This window comes from Mycobacterium sp. KBS0706 (assembly GCF_005938675.2).
Taxonomy (GTDB): domain Bacteria; phylum Pseudomonadota; class Alphaproteobacteria; order DSM-16000; family Inquilinaceae; genus Inquilinus.
Window position 1 is genome coordinate 1 of sequence record NZ_VCCH02000049.1, and the last position, 18,788, is coordinate 18,788.

Sequence of the window (18,788 nt, forward strand, 5' to 3'; positions counted from 1 at the left end):
ATTCGCGTTGGCGAATGGGAGGGTGAGGGGGATGGCGCCGGCCCTTCAGCACCTCACCAACGGTAACGAATGCTGCCGATCACCGTCTGGCCCTGGCCCTGATAGCAGTAGCCCTGGGCGCAGGTATCGTAGTCGCGGTCGAACAGGTTGGTGGCGTTGACCGCCAGCTGCACCCCGTCCAGCCGCGGCTCGACCGCGCCGAGGTCGTAGCGGATGGCGGCGTCGAACAGGGTCACGGCGTCGTTGCGCCCGGTCGCGTTGTCGTCGTCGCGGTAGCTCGACCCGATATAGCGCAGGCCGGCGCCCAGGCTCAGCCCCGGCACGATCCGGTCCGGCATCCGGTAGTCGGCCCAGGCGGAGACGACGTGGTTCGGGATGCCGGATGGGTCCTTCCCCTCGGTCGCCGCGGTGCCCTCGGTGACCTCCGGGTCGAGATAGGTGTAGGCCAGTTGCAGGCTCAAGCCGTCGCCGAGATCGGCCAGGCCCTCCAGCTCGATGCCGCGGACGCGGATCTCGCCGCGCTGGGCCTTGAAGTTGACGTTGTTCGCGTCGGCGATCAGGCCCTTGTCCTGGGTGATCTGGAACACCGAGGCGGTGACCAGGCTGTTCAGCCCGTCTGGCTGGTATTTGACACCGGCCTCGATCTGCTCCGCCGTGGTCGGCTCGAAGGCGCGCCCCTGCCAGTCCGTGCCGAGATTCGGATTGAAGGAGGTGGCATAGGCGACATAGGGGGCGAGGCCGAAATCGGTGACATAGGTCAGGCCGACGCGGCCGCTGAAGGCGCTGTCGGAGACGTCCTGCCCGGTGCCGGCGATGCGCTCTTTGGTCGTGGTGTCGACCCAGTCGTGGCGGCCGCTCAAGGTCAGCAGCCAGCCGCCGACCCGGATCTGGTCCTGCAGATAGGCGCCGAGCTGGTCCTGCCGCTGCCAGGTGCGGGCATAGACCGCCGGCATGTCGATATGCTGCCTGCCGTAGTTCCGGGTGGTCAGGTCGAGGTCCGGCGCTGCGCCGTCGCCGGCGATGTTGGTGGTGTCGACGAAGGTGTAGTCGATCCCGGCCAACAGGGTGTGCTGCACCGGCCCGGTGTCCAAGCGCAGCTGCGCCTGGTTGTCGACCGACAGCGTGTCCAGGCTTTCGCGGTCCTGCCCGGCCCGGCGGTAGGCGGTGGTGCCGTCGTCCGACAGTCCGGTGATGTAGACATAGCGGGTGTTGGCGTCGACATGGGCGTAGCGGAAGCTCTGCCGCAGTGTCAGCGCGTCGTCGACCCGGTGCTCGATCTGGTAGCCGGCCCGCACACTCTCGATGTCGAGGTCGTTCCAGGCCGGGTCGGCGGTGCGGATGTCGAGCAGGCCGGTGGCCGGCGAGTAGTAGTTGAACAGGCTGCCGCCGCTCTTGTCCTTCTGGTAGGCGCCGAGGATCGTCACCGTCGTGTCCTCGTTTGGCCGCCAGGTGAAGGCCGGCGCGATATAGGCGCGGTCGTCCGGCACCGCCGGCATCTGCGTGTCGCTGTCGCGGAACAGCCCGGTCAGGCGCCAGGAGAAACGATCGTCCAGCGGGTCGCCGACGTCGAACTGGCCCTGGTATCGATCATGGTTGCCGAATTGCAGCTCGGCCTCGCGCAGCGCCTGGTCCGGCGGACGCTTGGTGACCAGGTCGACCAGCCCGGCCGGCGAGGACAGGCCGTAATTGGCCGAGGCCGGGCCGCGCAGCACGTTGATCGCCGCCAGGCCGTAGGGCTCGGTGCGGATGCCGGCGAAGACCTGGCCGGTCGGCTGCCGCAGCCCGTCGCGGAAGATGCCGAAATAGGCGGCGTCGAAGCCGCGGATCCAGAAGGCGTCGAGCCGCGGCGCGAAGCCGTAGAGGCCGGTCAGGATGCCGGGGGTGTAGGTCAGCGCCTCCTGCAGGCTCTGCACGTTGCGCGCGTCCAGCTGGCCGCGGGTGACGACGGAGATCGACTGCGGCGTCTCGACCAGCGGCGTGTCGGTCTTGGTGGCGCTGGTGCTGGTGGTGGCGGTGAAGCCCGCACCTCGGTCGTCGGCGTCTCGGCACTGCCCTGCACCACGATCGGGGCGAGGGTCAGGCTGGACTCATCGGCCGGGACCGGTGCTCCTGTTTCCGTTTGGGCCAGGATCGGCGCCGGCGCGAGCGCCGTGATGGCGAGCAGCCCGAGGAAGAGGCAGGCACGGGGGCTTGGTCGATGTCGCATCGGTGAGGTCGGCTCCGGTCGCGGAAGAGGCCGGCAGGATTGCCGGCTGCAAGCGGCCCGTTAATTGACATTGATTATCATTCTCGTCTAGAGCTTGTGGGAACGTGACCAGGACAAATTCGTGAACCGATCCAAGGCGCTGGCCTGCGCGCTTCTGCTGTTGACTTGCCTGCTGGCTCTGCCGGTCCGGGCGGAATGGCCGGTGACCGTGACCGACGCCGCCGGCCGGCAGGTGACGGTGCCGCACCAGCCGCGGGCCGTGCTGCTGGGGGCGGGCATCAACCTGGTGGCGCTGGCGCTGATCGACCCCGACCCGGTGTCGCTGCTGGCCGGCTGGGCCGACGACACTCGGCAATATGATCCCGGCCTCAATGCCGCTTTCCTGGCGAGATTCCCACGCCTGGCCGAGGTGCCGGTGGTGGGCGGCGGCACCGATGAGAGCTTCTCGCTGGAGAAGGCGCTGACGGTCGGGGCGGATCTGGCGATCTTCGGCGCCTGGCAGGCCGAGACCGAGCAGGGGCGGCTGATCCTGGACCGGCTGAACGCGGCCGGGGTGCCGGCGGTGGTGGTCGACTTCAACCACCGGCCGCTGGCGAATACGGCGCCGGGCATGCGGTTGCTGGGCCGTGTCCTCGGCCGCGAGGACCGGGCCAACGCCTTCGCCGATTTCTACGAGGCGCGGCTGGACCGCATCCGCCGGCGCATGGCGGCGCATCCGGAATCGGGGCCGACCGTGCTGATGCACGCCTATCCGCGGCCGGATGAGTGCTGCTGGGCGATCGGCGAGACCGGACTGGGCGAACTGGTGTCGCTGGTCGGCGGCCGCAACATCGCCGCGGACCGCTTTGCCGACGCAGGGGGCGGGGTGCTCAGCCTCGAATATGCGATCGGGCAGGACCCGCAGGTCTATATCGCCACCGGCCTGCCTCAGGCGGAGGATGCCCCGGGGCTCATCGCGGGACCCGGCGTTCCCGCCGATGTCGCGCGGCGGAGCCTCGCGGCCGTGCTGGCGGCGCCCGGCCTGTCCGGCCTGGCGGCGGCGCGAGACGGCCGGGTGCATGGCCTGTGGAATTTCTTCAACGCCGTGCCGCTGAACATCGTCGCGGTGGAGGCGGTGGCGCGCTGGGTGCGGCCGGAGATCTTCGGTGACCTCGACCCCCGCGCCACCCTGGCCGAGATCAACAGCCGTTTCGCCGCCCTGCCGTTCGACGGGGCGCTGTGGGTCAGCCTCGACCCAGCCGATGGCCGGTCGCGCTAGCGGCTGGCCGCGACGGTCAGCCGCCAGGCGGCCCAGGCGCCGAACACGGCCAGCGGCAGGGCAGTGACGAACACCCAGAATGCCGCCGCCCGCGCGGTCTCGACCGTCAGGCCCGCGCCGAACCCGACCAGGTTGGCGGTGGCGCCGGCGATGGCGGCGCCCACCGCCCCGCCGGTCTGGCGCACCGCGATCATCGCCGCGCTGCCGATCGCCTTGTCGTCATCGGCCAGGGTGCCGATCAGCCGCCGGTTCAGCAGGCTGGAGGAGAAGCCGAAGCCCGCGCCCATCAGCAGGGCGGCGCCGACGATCCAGGCCAGCGGGGCGTCGCGCATCACCACGACCAGCAGCACCGCGCCGGCCAGGATGCAGACGGCGCCGCGCAGCAGCCAGCGCAGTTCGCCCGCGCCGGTGGCGCCGGCGACGACGAAGGCGGCCAGGGTCCAGGCCAGGGCCAGCACCGCCACCACATAGCCGGCCCACAGCGGCGACAGGCCGTGCAGAGTCTGCAGGATGGCGGGGCCGTAGACGTTCAGCGCCATCGAGGTCGCCATCAGGGCGAAGACCGCGGCGTAGGCGGTGCCGCAGACCGTGCGCAGGTCGCCTGCCTCGCGCGGCAGCAGCCGCACTCGGGCGCCGGCATCGATCCGCATCACCAGCACCAGGATGCCGAGGCCGGCGGCGACCAGCGCCAGGGCGATGGCGGGGTTCGGGATGACATCGGCCATGGCGATGGCGCCGACGCCGAGCGCCAGCCCGCCGATCTGCGGCCAGGGCACGCCCGGCTGGCCGGCGCTGCGCACCGTGCCCTTCAGCAGCCAGGGCGAAGCGGCGGCGAAGACCAGCGACTGGGCGGTGAACAGCCAGAACACCAGGCGCCAGTCGCCGGCCTGGGCGGCCAGGCCGCCGACCAGGGGCCCCAGGATGGTGGCGATGCCCCAGATGCCCGACGCGACGGCGAACATCCGGGCCAGATGGCGCTCGGGGAACAGCAGGGCGATGGCGACCATCGAGAAGCCGGCGACCCAGCCACTGCCGATGCCCTGCAGCACCCGCCCGGCCAGGAACACGCCGATATCCGGGGCGGCGGCGCTGGCCACGCAGCCCAGCGCGAAGGCCAGGCCGGCGATGGCCGAGGCCCAGCGCAGCCCGAACCGCTCCGACAGCCGCCCGGCGCTGGCGCCGGCCAGGATGGCGCCCATCAGGAAGCCGGCGGTGGCCCAGCTGAAATAGGCATAGCCGCCGAGATCGGCGCCGACGCTGGGCATGATGGTGGCGGTGACCAGGGAGTCGGCCGCATTCAGCCAGATGCCGAGGCAGACCATCGCGAATCGCGGCAGCCGCCCCTCGCCGAGCAGATCCGCCCAGCCCGACGGCGGTTGCGCCGCTGCCTGCACCATGTTGCGTTTCCCCTTCGTTCCAGCCGGGCTACACCGCCGGCGTCACGATGAGAAGCGCGGAGTCCACAGGACAGAAATCAGCGCCAGCGCGCGGCGGCCTCGTCATCCTCGGTCCGGGACTCGACCCAGCGCTCGCCGGCCGGCGTCTCCTCTTTCTTCCAGAACGGGGCCTTGGTCTTCAGCCAGTCCATCAGGAAGGCGCAGGCCTCGAGGGCGGCGCCGCGATGGGCCGAGGCGGCGCCGCAGAACATGATCCGCTCGCCCGGCTCCAGCCGGCCGATTCGATGGACGATGCTGACCTCCAGGAGCGGCCAGCGGCTGCGGGCCTCGGCCTCGATCTCCTCCAGCTGCCGCTCGGTCATGCCGGGGTAGTGCTCCAGCGTCATCGCCGTGACTGCGGTGCCGCCGGCGATGTCGCGCACCAGCCCGACGAAGCTGGCGACGCCGCCGACATCGCTGCGGCCGTCCGATAGCGCCGCCATCTCCGCGCCGACATCAAAATCGGCCTCTTGCACGCGAACCGCCATCTCAGCCTCCGGTCACGGGCGGAAAGATGCCGATCTCGTCGCCCGGCGCCACCGGGTCGCCCGGCTTGGCGAAGCGCTGATTGACCGCGACGCGGACCACCGCCGGGTTGGCCAGGGCGTCGGCATAGCCGGTGCCGCGGGCGCGCAGCCAGTCCAGCAGGCCGGCGACGTCGCGCACCGACTCCGGCGGCGACACCGTCTCGGTGGCGGTGCCGATCTTGCTGCGGACCCAGGCGAAATACAGGAGCTTCATGCCGGTTCTCAGATCAGGGCGCTCAACGGGATATAGGCAACCGGATCGCCCGGTGCCACGCCGACCGAGTCCTCCGGCAGCTCGACCAGCCCTTCGGCGCCGGCGAGGGAGCTCAGCATGCCGGCGCCCTCCCGGCCGTGGCGATGGGCGATCAGCCCGCCGGATGGGTCGATGTCCAGAATCGCGCGGAGAAACTCACGGCGGCCCGGCTTCTTGGCGTGGGCGAAGCCGGCGGCGACCGGGAAGCGGCGCAGCGGCAGCGGCTCGGCGCCGGCCAGATGCAGCAGCAGCGGCCGGGCCACCAGCAGGAAGGTGACCATCGCCGCGACCGGATTGCCCGGCAGGCCCAGCAGCGGCACGCCACCGACCTGCCCCAGAGCCACCGGCTTGCCCGGCTTGATCGCCAGGCGCCAGTGGTGCAGCCGGCCGCCGGCCGCCTCCAGCGCTGCCTTGACGTGGTCCTCGTCGCCGACCGAGACGCCGCCGGATGTGACGATCGCGTCGGCCTTCGCCGCCACCGTGAGCGCCGATCGCACCGCATTGACCCGGTCCGGCACGATGCCGTGGTCGGCGACATCGCAGCCCAGCCGGCGCAGCAGCGTCGTCAGCAGATAGCGGTTGGCGTCGTAGATCTGGCCCTCGGCCACCGGCATGCCCGGGTCGCGCAGCTCGTCCCCGGTCGACAGCACCGCCACCCGCAACCTCCGGCGGACCGGCAGGACGGCGCGGCCGAGCGAGGCGGCCACGCCGATCTCGGCCGGTCCCAGCCGGCGGCCGGCGGTCAGCACGGTGGCGCCGGCATGGATGTCGTCGCCGGCCTGCCGGACATGGGCGCCGCGCCGCAGTCCGGCCGGGAGGGTGACAAATTCGCCCGCGACCGCGCAGTCCTCCTGCATCACCACCGTGTCCGGCCCGGCGGGCAGCGGCGCGCCGGTGAAGATGCGGATCGCCTCGCCCCGTCCGCCCGGGCGGCCGAGCGGATGGCCGGCAGCGACACGGCCGGCCACCGGCAGCGGGGTCGGGGTACCGGGCGCCAGGTCGTCGAAATGCACGGCGTAGCCGTCGACCGCGGCATTGGCATGCGGCGGCACCGAACGGTCGGCCACCAGATCCTCGGCCAGGAACCGGTCCTCCGCCTCTGCGAGCGGGACGGTCTCGGCCGCAACGACCACGGCCAGGCGGGAGCGGAACTCGGCCACCGCCTCCTCGACCGACAGCAGCCGGTCGCCCAGGGCGAAGCAGTCATCGGGCAGGCGGCCCATGACTCAGCCGGCCTTGCGGGCGAAATCGACGACGAAATCGGCGATCGCCTCGATGTCGTCGATATCCAGCCGCGTCCGGGCCGGGTCGGCGACGGGACCGTCGCTGGCCACCGCGATGATGCTCGGATCCTCGGGATGCAGCGGCGGCTTGCCGGTCTCGGTGCGCCAGACTTCCAGCTTGGGATAGGCCTCGCGCTTGAAGCCCTCGACCAGGACCAGGTCGACCGGCTGCAGCTTCGCCAGCAGCGCCGCCAGCGGCGGCTCGGCGGCGCCGCGGTGCTCGTGCATCAGGGCCCAGCGCCGGTCGGAGGAGACCAGCACCTCGGTCGCCCCGGCCTCGCGGTGGCGCCAGCTGTCCTTGCCGGGCTGGTCGATATCGAAGTCGTGATGCGCGTGCTTGACGGTGGAGACGGTCAGGCCGCGGCCGATCAGGGCCGGAATCAGCTTCGCCAGCAGCGTGGTCTTGCCGCTGCCGCTCCAGCCGGCGATGCCGAGCACACGCATTGGGGTCAACCAGCCGTCCTGGCGGCCTTGGCCGGTGGCGGGCTGCGCGGGTCTTCGGTGATGGCCTGGCGCACGCCTTCGCGCAGATAGCTCCAGCCGGTCACCAGGGTCAGCACCGCGGCGACCCAGATCCCGGCGATGCCGATCTGGGTCACCGGCACCTGGCCGTCGAAGGCACGGGTGCCGGCGTCGCCGACGATCAGGAAGCCGATCGCCAGCATCTGGATCGTGGTCTTCCACTTGGCCAAAGCGGTGACCGGCAGGCCGCGGGCATTCATCCCGGCCAGGAACTCGCGCAGGCCGGAGATCAGCACCTCGCGCAGCAGGATGATCACGGCCGGGATGATCGTCCAGCCTTGCAGCCGGCCGAAGGCGGCCAGCATGAACAGCACGGCGGTGACCAGCATCTTGTCGGCGATCGGGTCGAGCAGCCGGCCGATCGGCGAGGTCTCGTTCCAGGCACGCGCCAGCTTGCCGTCGAGATAGTCGGTGATGGCGGCGGCGGCGTAGATCGCCAGACAGGTCCAGGCGGCCCAGGCGGCGGGCACATAGAACAGCGCGATCAGCACGGGAATGGCCGCGATGCGCGAGTAGGTCAGGAGGTTCGGCAGGCTGGTGACCATGGCGACGGCACTGACTTCAGGGGCTTCGGGACGCTAGCACATGGCGCTTTACGCGTCGGGGTGGAAATGTCGGTATATCAGCCCGGCGACGGCCTCGCTGATGCCGTCGACCGCCTCGAGGTCCTGCAGGCTGGCGCGGCTGACCGCACGGGCCGAGCCGAAATGCAGCAGCAGCGCCTTCTTGCGGCGCGGGCCGATGCCGGGGATCTCGTCGATCGGCGAGCGGGTGATGTCGCCCGCGCGGCGGGTGCGCTGGCCGCCGATGACGAAGCGGTGGGCCTCGTCGCGCAGCCGCTGCAGGAAATACAGCACCGGGTCCTTCATCTCCAGGCTGAAGGGCGGCTTGTCGGCCATGAAGAAGCGTTCCCGGCCGGCGTCACGGTCAGGTCCCTTGGCGATCGAGACCAGGCAGATGTCGGTCAGGCCGAGCTCGGCGAAGACCTCGCGGACGACGGTCAGCTGGCCCTGGCCGCCGTCGATCAGGACCAGATCGGGCCAGCCTTCCTGTTCGCGGTCCGGGTCCTCCTTCAGGGCCCGGGCGAAGCGGCGGGTCAGCACCTCGCGCATCATCGCGTAGTCGTCGCCGGGGGTGACCGGGCCCTTGATGTTGAACTTGCGGTAGGCGGATTTGACGAAGCCGTCCGGCCCGGCGACGATCATGGCGCCGAGCGCGTTGGTGCCGCCGAGATGGCTGTTGTCATAGACCTCGATCCGGCGCGGCGGCGCGTCCAGGCCGAACACCCGGGCGACGCCCTCCAGCAGCACCGCCTGGGACGCGCTCTCGGCCATGCGGCGGCCCAGCGCCTCGCGGGCGTTGTTCAGCGCATGCTCGATCAGCCGCCGCTTGTCGCCGCGTTTCGGCACCGCGATCTCGACCTTGCGGTCGGCCTTCAGGGTCAGCGCCTCGGCCAGGAGTTCCACCTCGGCGACGTCGTCGCTGAGCAGGACCAGAGGCGGCGGCGGGTGGCTGTCGTAGAACTGGCTCAGGAAGGCGGCCAGGATCTCCGCCCGCTCCGCCGTCTTGTCGTGGCTCGGGAAATAGGCCCGGGTGCCGTAGTTGCGGCCGCCGCGGAAGAAATAGACCTGGATGCAGCTGTGGCCGCCGGCCTCGTGGATCGCCAGCGCGTCGGCGTCGCCGATGCCTTCGACATTGATGTCCTGGTGCGACTGGACATTGGTCAGGGCCCGGATGCGGTCGCGCCAGCGCGCCGCCTGCTCGAAATCCAGCCTTTCGCTCGCCGCCATCATCTGCTCGCCGAACCGGGCCTGCACGCCCTGGCTGCGGCCGCTCAGGAAGTCGACGGCGCTCGCCACCTGCTCGGCGTATTGCGCCTCGGTGACATAGCCGACGCAAGGGCCGGTGCAGCGCTTGATCTGATACTGCAGGCAGGGCCGGCTGCGGGTGGCGAAGATCGAATCCGAGCAGTTGCGCAGCAGGAAGGCGCGCTGCAGCGCGGTGATGGTGCGGTTGACCGACCCGGCCGAGGCGAAGGGGCCGAAGAACTGGCCGCTCGGGCCCGTGGCACCGCGGTGCTTGGCGATGCGCGGAAAGGCGTGGTCGCCCGAGATCATGATGTGCGGGAAGGTCTTGTCGTCCCGCATCACCACGTTGTAGCGGGGCTTCAGCCGCTTGATCAGATTGGCTTCGAGCAGCAGCGCCTCGACCTCGGACCGGGTCACCACGAATTCCATGGCGACCGTGTCGGCGATCATGCGCAGGAGGCGCGCCGGCTGCTTGCCGGTCTGGGTGTAGGCGAAGACCCGCTTCTTCAGGTTGCGCGCCTTGCCGACATAGAGGGCGTTGCCGGCCTCGTCGAGCATTCGGTAGACGCCGGGCGAGCTGGGCAGGGTGCGCAGATGCGCCTGGATCACCGCGACCCCGTCGGCGATGCTGTTCGCCCGGGTCCTGGCGCGGCCCGCGGGCTTGGGGCGCTCGGGCGGCGGGCTGCCGGGCGGGATATCGGTGACGGTGTCGCTCATGGCGGCAATGTCGGCCGGTCCGGGCGCGTCTTCAAGACCGGATCGTGAACGCCCGGCTGAGTCGGCGAAGCGATCGGATGACGCTTCGGTGATATCCACCGAATCTGTGGATAACTGTGTGGGGAACTGACCCTGAGGTTGCGACAACCGAGGCGCCGCCTAAGTGTCATCGTTGTTGCTCAAAAAATAGGCAAAAACGCTAAGGTTTTGAGAACTATAGACAAATTCCAAGTCAAGTTGAAACACAAGCATCACACACTATGTGCGAGCCGGAAAATTGCGGACGTCTCCGATTCGGATTTCGCCTGTGCACAACTTGCGGTCGTGACGAAGCGGCGAGGCCAGGAAATCCAAGGCGATAGCGGCTACCGCAGAGCGATTGCCCTGCGGCGTCCGGGCGCAGGAGAGGGGCATCCCGGTGCTGCCGCGCCATGGCGCAGGGGTCAAGCAGCTTCGATCGAAAATTTGAGATAATTTCGACGCGAGCCTGCGGCATCATCCTCTCGCTGCTTATTCCATCGGCACGATGCCACGGCTGGGCTGGGCCCAGCCGAGATGCTCGCCGCCGTCCAGCGCGATCATCTGCCCGGTCATCGCGGGCGCCGACAGGATGAAGCGGACGGCGTCGCAGATCTCCTGCGGCGATGTCGGCCGGCGCAGCGGCACGGCGTCCCACTGCCTGGCGAAATGCTCCTCGCTCTGGCGATCGCTCTTCAGCGTCGGCCCGGGGCCGATGCCGTTGACCCGGATCTTCGGCGCCAGTGCCTGGGCCAGGGTGCGGGTCAAGGTCCATAGCCCGATCTTGGCCACGGTGTAGGACAGGAAATAGGGGGTCGGGTTCCACACCCGCTGGTCGAGCATGTTGACGACATTGCCCGGCCAGTCCGCCGGCAGCTGCCGCGCCAGCGCCTGGGTCAGCACCAGGGGCGCGCGCAGATTGGTCTCGATATGCTCGTCCCAACTCGCCCGGGTCGCCGTCGCCACCGTGTCCATGCGGAAGGCCGAGGCGTTGTTGACCAGCAGCGACACCGGCCCGCCAAGGGCCTCGGCGGCCCGCGGGATGACGGCCTCGACCTGGGCCTCGTCGGTCAGGTCGGCCCGGATCGCCAGCCCCCGAGTGCCGGCGGCCTCGATATCGCGCACCGTCTGCGCCGCCTCGTCGGCGGAGCTGTGCCAGGTGATCGCCACCCGCCACCCGTGCCTGGCAAGATCGAGAGCGATCGCCCGGCCGATCCGCTTGGCGGCGCCGGTGACGACGGCGATTCGCGGCTCGGCCCTGCCGGTGGGCGGCAGGGGACGTTCGACGGGGCTCATCGGCTCACGGTCCCTTGCGGCGGCGGCCCTTTTTGGGCCGTTCGGTCGGCTTGGCGATCGACAGCGGCACGCCCTCCAGGGCCGCGGCGTGGCCATGCGAGCCGACGCGGGCATGGACGATGATGCCGGCGCCGCCACCATCCGCGTTGAGGCCCATATCGGCCGCCTCCAGCCGGCGCAGCTCGTCGCGGATCCGGGCAGCTTCTTCGAACTCCAGGTTGGCGGCGGCCTCCCGCATCCGCTTCTCCAGGTCGCCGATATGCTCCTTCAGCGACTTGCCGGTCAGGTGCTTGGCGCCGCTGTCGCCGGTCGAGACGGTGACCCGGTCGCCGCGCTCATAGACGCTGTCGAGGATGTCGCCGATCTGCTTCTTCACGCTTTCCGGCGTGATGCCGTGGGCGGCGTTGTAGGCCTGCTGCTTCTCGCGCCGCCGGTTGGTCTCGCCCAGCGCCGCCTCCAGGCTGCCGGTCATGGTGTCGGCATAGAGGATGGCGCGGCCTTCGATGTTGCGGGCGGCGCGGCCGATGGTCTGGATCAGCGAGGTGCGGCTGCGCAGGAAGCCTTCCTTGTCGGCGTCGAGGATGGCGACCAGCCCGACCTCGGGCAGGTCCAGCCCCTCGCGCAGCAGGTTGATGCCGACCAGCACGTCGAACACGCCCAGCCGCAGGTCGCGGATGATCTCGATCCGCTCCAGCGTCTCGACGTCGGAGTGCAGGTAGCGGACCTTGATGCCGGCCTCGGTCATGTACTCGGTCAGCGCCTCGGCCATCTTCTTGGTCAGGGTGGTGACCAGGACGCGCAGGCCGCGGGCAACGACCTCGCGGCATTCGGCCATGACGTCGTCGACCTGGGTGGCGGTCGGCCGGACCAGGACGATCGGGTCGATCAGCCCGGTCGGGCGCACCACCTGTTCGGCGAAGACGCCGCCGGTCCGCTCCATCTCCCAGGGGCCGGGGGTGGCCGAGACGAAGACGCTCTGCGGCCGCATCGCGTCCCATTCCTCGAATTTCAGCGGCCGGTTGTCGCGGCAGGAGGGCAGGCGGAAGCCGTATTCGGCCAGGATGTCCTTGCGCGCCCGGTCGCCGCGGAACATACCGCCGACCTGCGGCACCATCACATGGCTTTCGTCGACGACCAGCAGGGCGTCCTCGGGCAGGTATTCGAACAGGGTCGGCGGCGGCTCGCCCGGCGCCCGCCCGGTCAGGTAGCGGGAATAATTCTCGATGCCGGCGCAGCTGCCGGTCGCCTCCATCATCTCCAGGTCGAACTGGGTGCGCTGCTCCAGCCGCTGCGCCTCCAGCAGCTTGCCGGTGGCGTTGTACTCCTCCAGCCGCTCCTTCAGCTCGACCCGGATGCCCTTGATCGCCTGCAGCAGCGTCGGCTTCGGCGTGACGTAGTGGCTGTTGGCGTAGATGCGGACCATCTTCAGCGCCGCGAATTTCTCGCCGGTCAGCGGGTCGAACTCATGGATCGAATCGATCTCGTCGCCGAAGAAGGAGATGCGCCAGGCGCGGTCCTCCAGATGGGCGGGGAAGATCTCGACCGTGTCGCCGCGCACCCGGAAGGTGCCGCGGGCGAAGGCGGTGTCGTTGCGGCGGTACTGGATGTCGACCAGATGCTTCAGCAGCACCTGCCGGTTCAGCTTCTGCCCGGCCTCCAGCGGGATCGTCATCTCGCTGTAGGATTCGACGTCGCCGATGCCGTAGATGCAGGACACCGAGGCGACGATGATGCAGTCGTGCCGCTCCAGCAGCGCCCGGGTGGCCGCATGGCGCATCCGGTCGATCTGCTCGTTGATCTGGCTTTCCTTCTCGATATAGGTGTCGGTCCGGGCGACATAGGCTTCCGGCTGGTAATAGTCGTAGTAGCTGACGAAAAACTCGACCGCGTTCTCCGGAAAGAAGCTCTTGAACTCGCCGTAGAGCTGGGCGGCCAGCGTCTTGTTCGGCGCCAGCACCAGGGTCGGGCGCTGCAGCTTCTGGATCACATGCGCCATGGTGAAGGTCTTGCCCGAACCGGTGACGCCGAGCAGCACCTGGTCGCGCTCGCCGCGCTCGATCCCGGCCATCAGCTCGGCGATCGCCTCGGGCTGGTCGCCCGCCGGCTTGTAGTCCGAGACCAGCTTGAACGGGGTCGACCGGTCCTTCTCCGGCAAGGCCGGGCGATGGACGACGACCGGGGAGGTCTCGCCGCGCGGCGAGGCCGGGGTGGGGGAGAGGAGGGGGGCTGAGCTCATGTCGACACTATCGGTCCGGCAAGGGCGGAGGGGAAGGGCCGCCGGCGAAGCGGAACGCGGAAGGGCTGAGGGATCGATAGGAACATAGAGGGAACAATTCGTCAAGTGGGGGAACCGCTCTGCGCGCCGTGCGCTTGACAGCTTCCGATGGCGGCTCGTATCCAGGGGATAATACTTAACCAAAAGGTTTATTTTGCCATGCCGGAGGACACGCCCGACACTCTCGCCTCCGGGCCGAGGGCGACTCGCCGCGAATGGATCGGCCTGGCGGTGATCGCGCTGCCCTGCCTGCTCTATTCGATGGACCTGACGGTGCTGAACCTGGCGGTGCCGACGCTGACCGAGGACCTCCGGCCCAGCGCCTCGCAGCTGCTGTGGATCGTCGACATCTACGGCTTCCTGGTGGCGGGGTCGCTGATCACCATGGGCACGCTGGGCGACCGCATCGGCCGCCGCAAGCTCTTGATGATCGGCGCCGCGGTGTTCGGCCTCGCCTCGCTGCTGGCCGCCTTCGCCAACACGGCGGAGACGCTGATCGCGGCCCGGGCGCTGCTGGGCGTCGCCGGGGCCACCGTCGCGCCGTCGACCCTGTCGCTGATCCGCAACATGTTCCATGACCCGCGGCAGCGCACCTTCGCCATCAGCGTCTGGATCACCGGCTATTCCGTCGGCGGCGCCATCGGGCCGCTGCTCGGCGGGCTGATGCTGCAATATTTCTGGTGGGGCTCGGTGTTCCTGCTGGCGGTGCCGGTGATGGCGGTGCTGCTGATCGTCGCCCCGATCCTGCTGCCGGAATACCGCGACCCGCAGGCCGGGCGGCTGGACCTGGCCAGCGCCGTGCTGTCGCTGGCGGCGGTGCTGGCCGCGATCTACGGCATCAAGATGCTGGCCGAGCACGGGCCGGGCTGGGCGCCGCTGCTGTGGATCCTGGCCGGCCTCGCCATCGGCACCGCGTTCGTGCGCCGGCAGGCCCGGCTGGACGACCCGCTGATCGACCTGCGCCTGTTCCGCTCGCCGGGCTTCGGCGCGGCGCTGGCGGTCAATGTGCTGGGCCTGTTCGCCGTCTTCGGCACCTTCCTGTTCGTGGCGCAGTATCTGCAGCTGGTGCTGGGGCTCTCGCCGCTCGAGGCCGGGCTGTGGACGCTGCCGTCGTCGCTGGCCTTCGTCGCCGGTTCGATGCTGACCCCGATGGCGCTGCGCCGGACCCGGCCGGTGGTGCTGATGACCGGCGGTCTGATTGTCGCGGCGTTGGGTTTCCTGGCGCTGACCCTGGTCGATCATGTCTCCGGCCCGGCGCTGCTGGCCGGCGCCGCCGTGGTCTTCGCCACCGGGCTGTCGCCGGTGTTCACCCTGACCACCGACCTGATCGTCGGCGCCGCGCCGCCGGAGCGGGCCGGGTCGGCGGCCGCGATCTCCGAGACCGGCGCCGAGTTCGGCGGCGCCCTGGGCATCGCCGTGCTCGGCTGCATCGCCACGGCGCTGTATCGCGGCGTCATGATCGACAGCGTCCCGGCCGGGGTGCCGCCCGAAGCCGCCGAGGCGGCCCGGGCGACGCTGGGCGGCGCCCTGGCGGCGGCGCAGGAGTTGCCGGGCGACACCGGCCGGGCCTTGGCCGATGCCGCGCGGGGCGCCTTCACCCATGCCTTCGGCCTGGCCGCCCTGGTCAGCGCCGGCATCGCGGCCGTCGCCGCGCTATTGGCTGCGACGGTGCTGAGGCCGCCGCGGCAGGGGGCCGAAGCTCCCGCGACGGAGTGAGCGGGTCAGGCCGCCAGACGATGCGCCCGGCCGGTCCACAGCGCGGCCAGGCCGGCCTCGATCTCGGCGGGGGAGTCGCTCTGGCACAGCAGGCGGCGGGCCTCGCGCCGGTCCTCGGCGGCGGCCGGCCAGGGCGCGGCCTCGATATAGGCGGCGAGATGCTTGCGGAACACGCGCAGCCCGTGATGGTCGCCGTAGAAGGCCAGCGTCTCGCGGAAATGCTGCAGGGCGATCGCCAGCCGGTCCTCGGGGCCGGGTTCGGCGGCGCTTTCGGCCTCCGGCCGGTCCAGCGCCGCCTCGATCGCCGCGGCGATCCACGGCTTGCCGGTGACGCCGCGGCCGACCATGACGCCGTCGGCGCCGGATTGGGCCAACGCCTTCCGCGCGGTGGTGCCGTCGACGATGTCGCCATTGACGATGACCGGAACCGACACCGCGTCCTTCACCGCGCGCACCGCGCTCCAGTCGGCCGTGCCCTTGTAGAACTGGCAGCGGGTGCGGCCATGCACCGTCACCGCCCGCGCGCCGGCGGCGACGCAGCGGTGGGCGAAGTCCGGCGCGTTGCGGCTGAGATCGTCCCAGCCCAGCCGGATCTTGACCGTGACCGGCACGTCGACCGCATCGGCCGCGGCCGCGACCAGCCGCTCGGCCCGGTCCGGGTCGCGCATCATGGCCGAGCCGGACTGCACCCCGGTGACCTCGCGCGCCGGGCAGCCGAAATTCAGGTCGATGATCTGCGCCCCGGCAGCCGCGGCCAGGCGGGCGCCTTCGGCCACCGCGCCGGGCTCGTGGCCGATCAGCTGCACCACCATCAGCGGCAGGCCGTCGCCGACCGCGGCGCGCCGCACCACGTCGGGCCGGCCGCGGGCGAATTCGGCGCAGGCCACCATCTCGGTCGCGACATAGGCCGCGCCCAGCCGCGACGCGGCGCGGCGGAACGGCAGGTCGGACACCCCGGTCATCGGGGCGATCCAGACCCGTCCGGGGACCGCGACGGAACCGATGGTCAGGGCTTCGGGCATGGCTTCCACAATTCGATCGTCGCTTATCTAGGCGCGCTGCGGCGTGGCGTAAACCGAAAGCCTGTCGATTCGGGGCTTCCCGGAACGACAAGCCAGCATCCACACTCGCAGCCGGAAGGAGCCCCCGATGAAGTATCTCTGCCTGGTCTATATGGAGCAGCGGACCCTGGACGCGATGCCGCCCGACGAGCTCGGCGCGCTGGTCCGCGAATCCATGGCCAATGACGAGGAGATGCGCCGCCGCGGCCAGTTCGTCGCCGCCCAGGCGCTGCAGCCGACCAGCGCCGCCACCACCCTGCGGATCCGCGGCGGCCGGGTCATCACCAGCGACGGCCCTTTCGCCGAGACCAAGGAGTTCCTGTCCGGCTTCATCATGGTCGAGGCGCGCGACCTCAACGAGGCGCTGCAGCTGGCCGCTGCCATCCCGATGGCGCGGATGGGCAGCATCGAGGTCCGGCCGGTCTGGGAGCATTGCGGCGACCGATGACCGCGGATCCGGCCCGGGCGATGCAGCGGACGATCGAGGCGGTCTACCGGGCGGAGTCGCGCCGGGTGCTGGCCACGCTGATCCGCCTGCTCTGTGACTTCAACCTGGCCGAGGAGGCGCTGCACGACGCCTTCCGCGCGGCGGCGGAGCAATGGCCGCGTGACGGCATGCCGGCCAATCCCCGGGCCTGGCTGGTCTCCTCCGGCCGGTTCAAGGCGATCGACGGGCTGCGCCGCCGCACCCGCCTCGATGCCGCGCGGGCCGAGCTGGCGAAGCATCTGGAGGAGGCGGAGGACCCGCACGAGCACGAGGCCGAGGCGATCGAGGACGACCAGCTGCGGCTGGTCTTCACCTGCTGCCATCCCGCCTTGGCGCCCGAGGCCCGGCTGGCGCTGACCCTGCGCGAGATGTGCGGCCTGACCACGGAGGAGATCGCGCATGCCTTCCTGGCCGCGCCGACCACGGTGGCGCAGCGCATCGTCCGGGCCAAGGCGAAGATCCGCGACGCCGGCATCCCCTACCAGGTGCCGCCGAAGGCTGAGCTGCCGGACCGGTTGGACAGCGTGCTGCAGGTCATCTACCTGGTGTTCAACGAGGGCTACCTGGCCTCCTCCGGCGCCGATCTGACCCGGCCGGACCTGTCGGGCGAGGCGATCCGCCTGGGCCGGCTGCTGGTCGGGCTGTTGCCGGAGCCGGAGGCGATCGGCCTGCTGGCTTTGATGCTGCTGCAGGAATCCCGCCGCGCCGCGCGCAGCTCGCCGACCGGCGACCTGGTGCTGCTGGCCGACCAGGACCGCAGCCTGTGGCACCGCGGTCTGATCGCCGAGGGCACGGCGCTGGTGCGGCGGGCACTGGCAGGTCCGGAGGTCGGCGGCTATGCGCTGCAGGCGGCGATCGCGGCGGTGCATTCCGACGCGCCGGACCCCGCCTCGACCGACTGGGCGGAGATCGTCGGCCTCTACGACCTGCTGCTGCGGGCCGACCCGTCGCCGGTGGTGGCGCTGAACCGGGCGGTGGCGGTGGCAATGCGCGACGGCCCGGCGGCGGGTCTGGCGCTGATCGACGCGATTTTGGCGCATGGCCATCTCGGCGGCTACCGCTTGGCCCACGCCGCCCGCGCCGACCTGCTGCGGCGGCTGGGCCGGACGGCAGAGGCGCGCATCGCCTATGACCGCGCGCTCAGCCTGACGCAGCAAGAGTCGGAGCGGAGATTCTTGCTGCGGAGGTTGGATGAGCTGGAGGAGGGGAGGCAGATATAGGTTGAGTTCGTAGAGCGAACTCAATACAGGATCCCTCCAGGGTTTGTCGAAGGTGTCGACTTAACAATCTGAACCTGAAAAACATTGGATTTTGTTCGTAATTTGTAAGAATTACAGATGAATAATTATCTGTATCCGATCTGTTCGCATTGGTTTTGGAACACTATCTGATTTAATATTATGATTGACGTTGGAATGTTGGGCTGAGAGGGAGGATTTTGCGATGGCGTATTGTATTACATTCACTATAATAAACAAAACTGCATGGGGGATTTCGTCAAACGAAAGCGAAACAAGTGCAAATGTAAGTATTCCTATCCGTGATAGTATGCCCGGTAATGGAGCCGGGTTTTGCGTCATTGCCGCCGGAGAGGCGGATTTCAATGGTTACATACAATATACTATTGATAATGGTGACTGGGACATGTTTAATGTGTCATTTGATTATTCAAATAAAATTTTGAAACCTGTGATTTTGACAAATAATCAAGGATATAATGTTTCTGTAAGTGATGTTGATTTTGGCGTTGGGGGAAATCTATACGGAACATTTACCGTCACTTCTGGTTAACTCGGTGCTATGTGATTTGTGCAAAGGTATATTTTGGCCGAAAGCGGCACTGGTATTTTTTCCTGTGGTGATGGGCGAAGAACGTGGTGGGTAGATTGGGTTCGCCGAGGCGAACCCAATCTTGTTTCCGAGGG

Annotated in this window: 16 protein-coding genes; 5 read left to right on the forward strand and 11 right to left on the reverse strand. The window is 69.5% G+C overall.

The features are described from left to right. Positions 1-53 precede the first annotated feature (53 nt). Positions 54-1,973, reverse strand: coding sequence for a TonB-dependent siderophore receptor (locus FFK22_RS24235; protein WP_138890471.1), 1,920 nt, complete (start codon positions 1,971-1,973; stop codon positions 54-56). Positions 1,974-2,327: 354 nt separating this feature from the next. Here FFK22_RS24235 and FFK22_RS24240 point away from each other — a divergent pair, with 354 nt between their 5' ends. Further along, entirely contained in the window at positions 2,328-3,464 is a 1,137-nt protein-coding gene (locus FFK22_RS24240; protein ID WP_138890472.1) for an ABC transporter substrate-binding protein, read from the forward strand. Here the strand turns inward: FFK22_RS24240 and FFK22_RS24245 are convergent. The 9 genes from FFK22_RS24245 to uvrB all read right to left on the reverse strand — a co-directional run bounded on the left by FFK22_RS24245 (position 3,461) and on the right by uvrB (position 13,560). Beyond that, a complete protein-coding gene (locus tag FFK22_RS24245) occupies positions 3,461-4,861 on the reverse strand; it encodes an MFS transporter (protein ID WP_138890473.1) in 1,401 nt (466 codons plus the stop codon). The genes FFK22_RS24240 and FFK22_RS24245 overlap by 4 nt on opposite strands. Before the next feature lie 77 nt (positions 4,862-4,938). Further along, a complete protein-coding gene (gene moaE / locus FFK22_RS24250) occupies positions 4,939-5,388 on the reverse strand; it encodes a molybdopterin synthase catalytic subunit MoaE (protein WP_138890474.1) in 450 nt (149 codons plus the stop codon). Between the two features lies 1 nt (position 5,389). Beyond that, on the reverse strand, positions 5,390-5,641 hold the full coding sequence (gene moaD, locus FFK22_RS24255) for a molybdopterin converting factor subunit 1 (protein WP_138890475.1): 252 nt from the start codon (positions 5,639-5,641) through the stop codon (positions 5,390-5,392). 8 nt (positions 5,642-5,649) lie between these two features. Then, a complete protein-coding gene (glp, locus tag FFK22_RS24260; RefSeq protein WP_138890476.1) occupies positions 5,650-6,903 on the reverse strand; it encodes a gephyrin-like molybdotransferase Glp in 1,254 nt (417 codons plus the stop codon). A 3-nt stretch (positions 6,904-6,906) separates the two neighbouring features. After that, a complete protein-coding gene (gene mobB / locus FFK22_RS24265) occupies positions 6,907-7,407 on the reverse strand; it encodes a molybdopterin-guanine dinucleotide biosynthesis protein B (RefSeq protein WP_138890513.1) in 501 nt (166 codons plus the stop codon). A 5-nt stretch (positions 7,408-7,412) separates the two neighbouring features. Next, positions 7,413-8,030, reverse strand: a complete 618-nt coding sequence (pgsA, locus tag FFK22_RS24270; protein ID WP_138890477.1) for a CDP-diacylglycerol--glycerol-3-phosphate 3-phosphatidyltransferase — start codon at positions 8,028-8,030, stop codon at positions 7,413-7,415. A gap of 48 nt (positions 8,031-8,078) precedes the next feature. Continuing rightward, positions 8,079-10,010: an excinuclease ABC subunit UvrC gene (uvrC, locus tag FFK22_RS24275; protein ID WP_138890478.1), complete on the reverse strand. Its 1,932-nt coding sequence runs from the start codon at positions 10,008-10,010 to the stop codon at positions 8,079-8,081. A 510-nt stretch (positions 10,011-10,520) separates the two neighbouring features. After that, positions 10,521-11,324 carry an SDR family oxidoreductase gene (locus tag FFK22_RS24280; RefSeq protein WP_138890479.1) on the reverse strand — a complete coding sequence of 268 codons (804 nt, stop codon included), beginning with the start codon at positions 11,322-11,324 and terminating at the stop codon, positions 10,521-10,523. Between the two features lie 4 nt (positions 11,325-11,328). Continuing rightward, positions 11,329-13,560 carry an excinuclease ABC subunit UvrB gene (uvrB, locus tag FFK22_RS24285; RefSeq protein WP_138890480.1) on the reverse strand — a complete coding sequence of 744 codons (2,232 nt, stop codon included), beginning with the start codon at positions 13,558-13,560 and terminating at the stop codon, positions 11,329-11,331. Positions 13,561-13,758: 198 nt separating this feature from the next. On the opposite strand from uvrB, the gene FFK22_RS24290 reads away from it, so the two are divergent. Continuing rightward, complete coding sequence (locus FFK22_RS24290) at positions 13,759-15,315, forward strand: MFS transporter (protein ID WP_138890481.1); 1,557 nt, start codon at positions 13,759-13,761, stop codon at positions 15,313-15,315. Between the two features lie 5 nt (positions 15,316-15,320). Here FFK22_RS24290 and dusB read toward each other — a convergent pair whose 3' ends face one another. Then, positions 15,321-16,337 carry a tRNA dihydrouridine synthase DusB gene (gene dusB / locus FFK22_RS24295; RefSeq protein WP_138890482.1) on the reverse strand — a complete coding sequence of 339 codons (1,017 nt, stop codon included), beginning with the start codon at positions 16,335-16,337 and terminating at the stop codon, positions 15,321-15,323. Between the two features lie 127 nt (positions 16,338-16,464). On the opposite strand from dusB, the gene FFK22_RS24300 reads away from it, so the two are divergent. The 3 genes from FFK22_RS24300 (at position 16,465) to FFK22_RS24310 (ending at position 18,654) form a co-directional block, all read left to right on the forward strand. Continuing rightward, the gene (locus FFK22_RS24300) at positions 16,465-16,824 is read left to right on the forward strand and encodes a YciI family protein (protein ID WP_138890483.1); all 360 of its coding nucleotides are present in this window, start codon (positions 16,465-16,467) and stop codon (positions 16,822-16,824) included. Then, positions 16,821-18,083: an RNA polymerase sigma factor gene (locus FFK22_RS24305; protein ID WP_306770161.1), complete on the forward strand. Its 1,263-nt coding sequence runs from the start codon at positions 16,821-16,823 to the stop codon at positions 18,081-18,083. Before FFK22_RS24300 ends, FFK22_RS24305 begins: the two co-directional genes overlap by 4 nt. Positions 18,084-18,306: 223 nt before the next feature. Continuing rightward, positions 18,307-18,654, forward strand: coding sequence for a hypothetical protein (locus FFK22_RS24310; RefSeq protein WP_138890484.1), 348 nt, complete (start codon positions 18,307-18,309; stop codon positions 18,652-18,654). Positions 18,655-18,788: the final 134 nt, after the last annotated feature.

Coding starts and splice junctions, on each gene's coding strand:
- FFK22_RS24245 (WP_138890473.1), bottom strand. CDS start 4,861: ATGGTGCAGGCAGCGGCGCAACCGCCGTCGGGCTGGGCGGATCTGCTC.
- moaE (WP_138890474.1), bottom strand. CDS start 5,388: ATGGCGGTTCGCGTGCAAGAGGCCGATTTTGATGTCGGCGCGGAGATG.
- moaD (WP_138890475.1), bottom strand. CDS start 5,641: ATGAAGCTCCTGTATTTCGCCTGGGTCCGCAGCAAGATCGGCACCGCC.
- glp (WP_138890476.1), bottom strand. CDS start 6,903: ATGGGCCGCCTGCCCGATGACTGCTTCGCCCTGGGCGACCGGCTGCTG.
- mobB (WP_138890513.1), bottom strand. CDS start 7,407: ATGCGTGTGCTCGGCATCGCCGGCTGGAGCGGCAGCGGCAAGACCACG.
- pgsA (WP_138890477.1), bottom strand. CDS start 8,030: ATGGTCACCAGCCTGCCGAACCTCCTGACCTACTCGCGCATCGCGGCC.
- uvrC (WP_138890478.1), bottom strand. CDS start 10,010: ATGAGCGACACCGTCACCGATATCCCGCCCGGCAGCCCGCCGCCCGAG.
- FFK22_RS24280 (WP_138890479.1), bottom strand. CDS start 11,324: ATGAGCCCCGTCGAACGTCCCCTGCCGCCCACCGGCAGGGCCGAGCCG.
- uvrB (WP_138890480.1), bottom strand. CDS start 13,560: ATGAGCTCAGCCCCCCTCCTCTCCCCCACCCCGGCCTCGCCGCGCGGC.
- FFK22_RS24290 (WP_138890481.1), top strand. CDS start 13,759: ATGCCGGAGGACACGCCCGACACTCTCGCCTCCGGGCCGAGGGCGACT.
- dusB (WP_138890482.1), bottom strand. CDS start 16,337: ATGCCCGAAGCCCTGACCATCGGTTCCGTCGCGGTCCCCGGACGGGTC.
- FFK22_RS24300 (WP_138890483.1), top strand. CDS start 16,465: ATGAAGTATCTCTGCCTGGTCTATATGGAGCAGCGGACCCTGGACGCG.
- FFK22_RS24305 (WP_306770161.1), top strand. CDS start 16,821: ATGACCGCGGATCCGGCCCGGGCGATGCAGCGGACGATCGAGGCGGTC.
- FFK22_RS24310 (WP_138890484.1), top strand. CDS start 18,307: ATGGCGTATTGTATTACATTCACTATAATAAACAAAACTGCATGGGGG.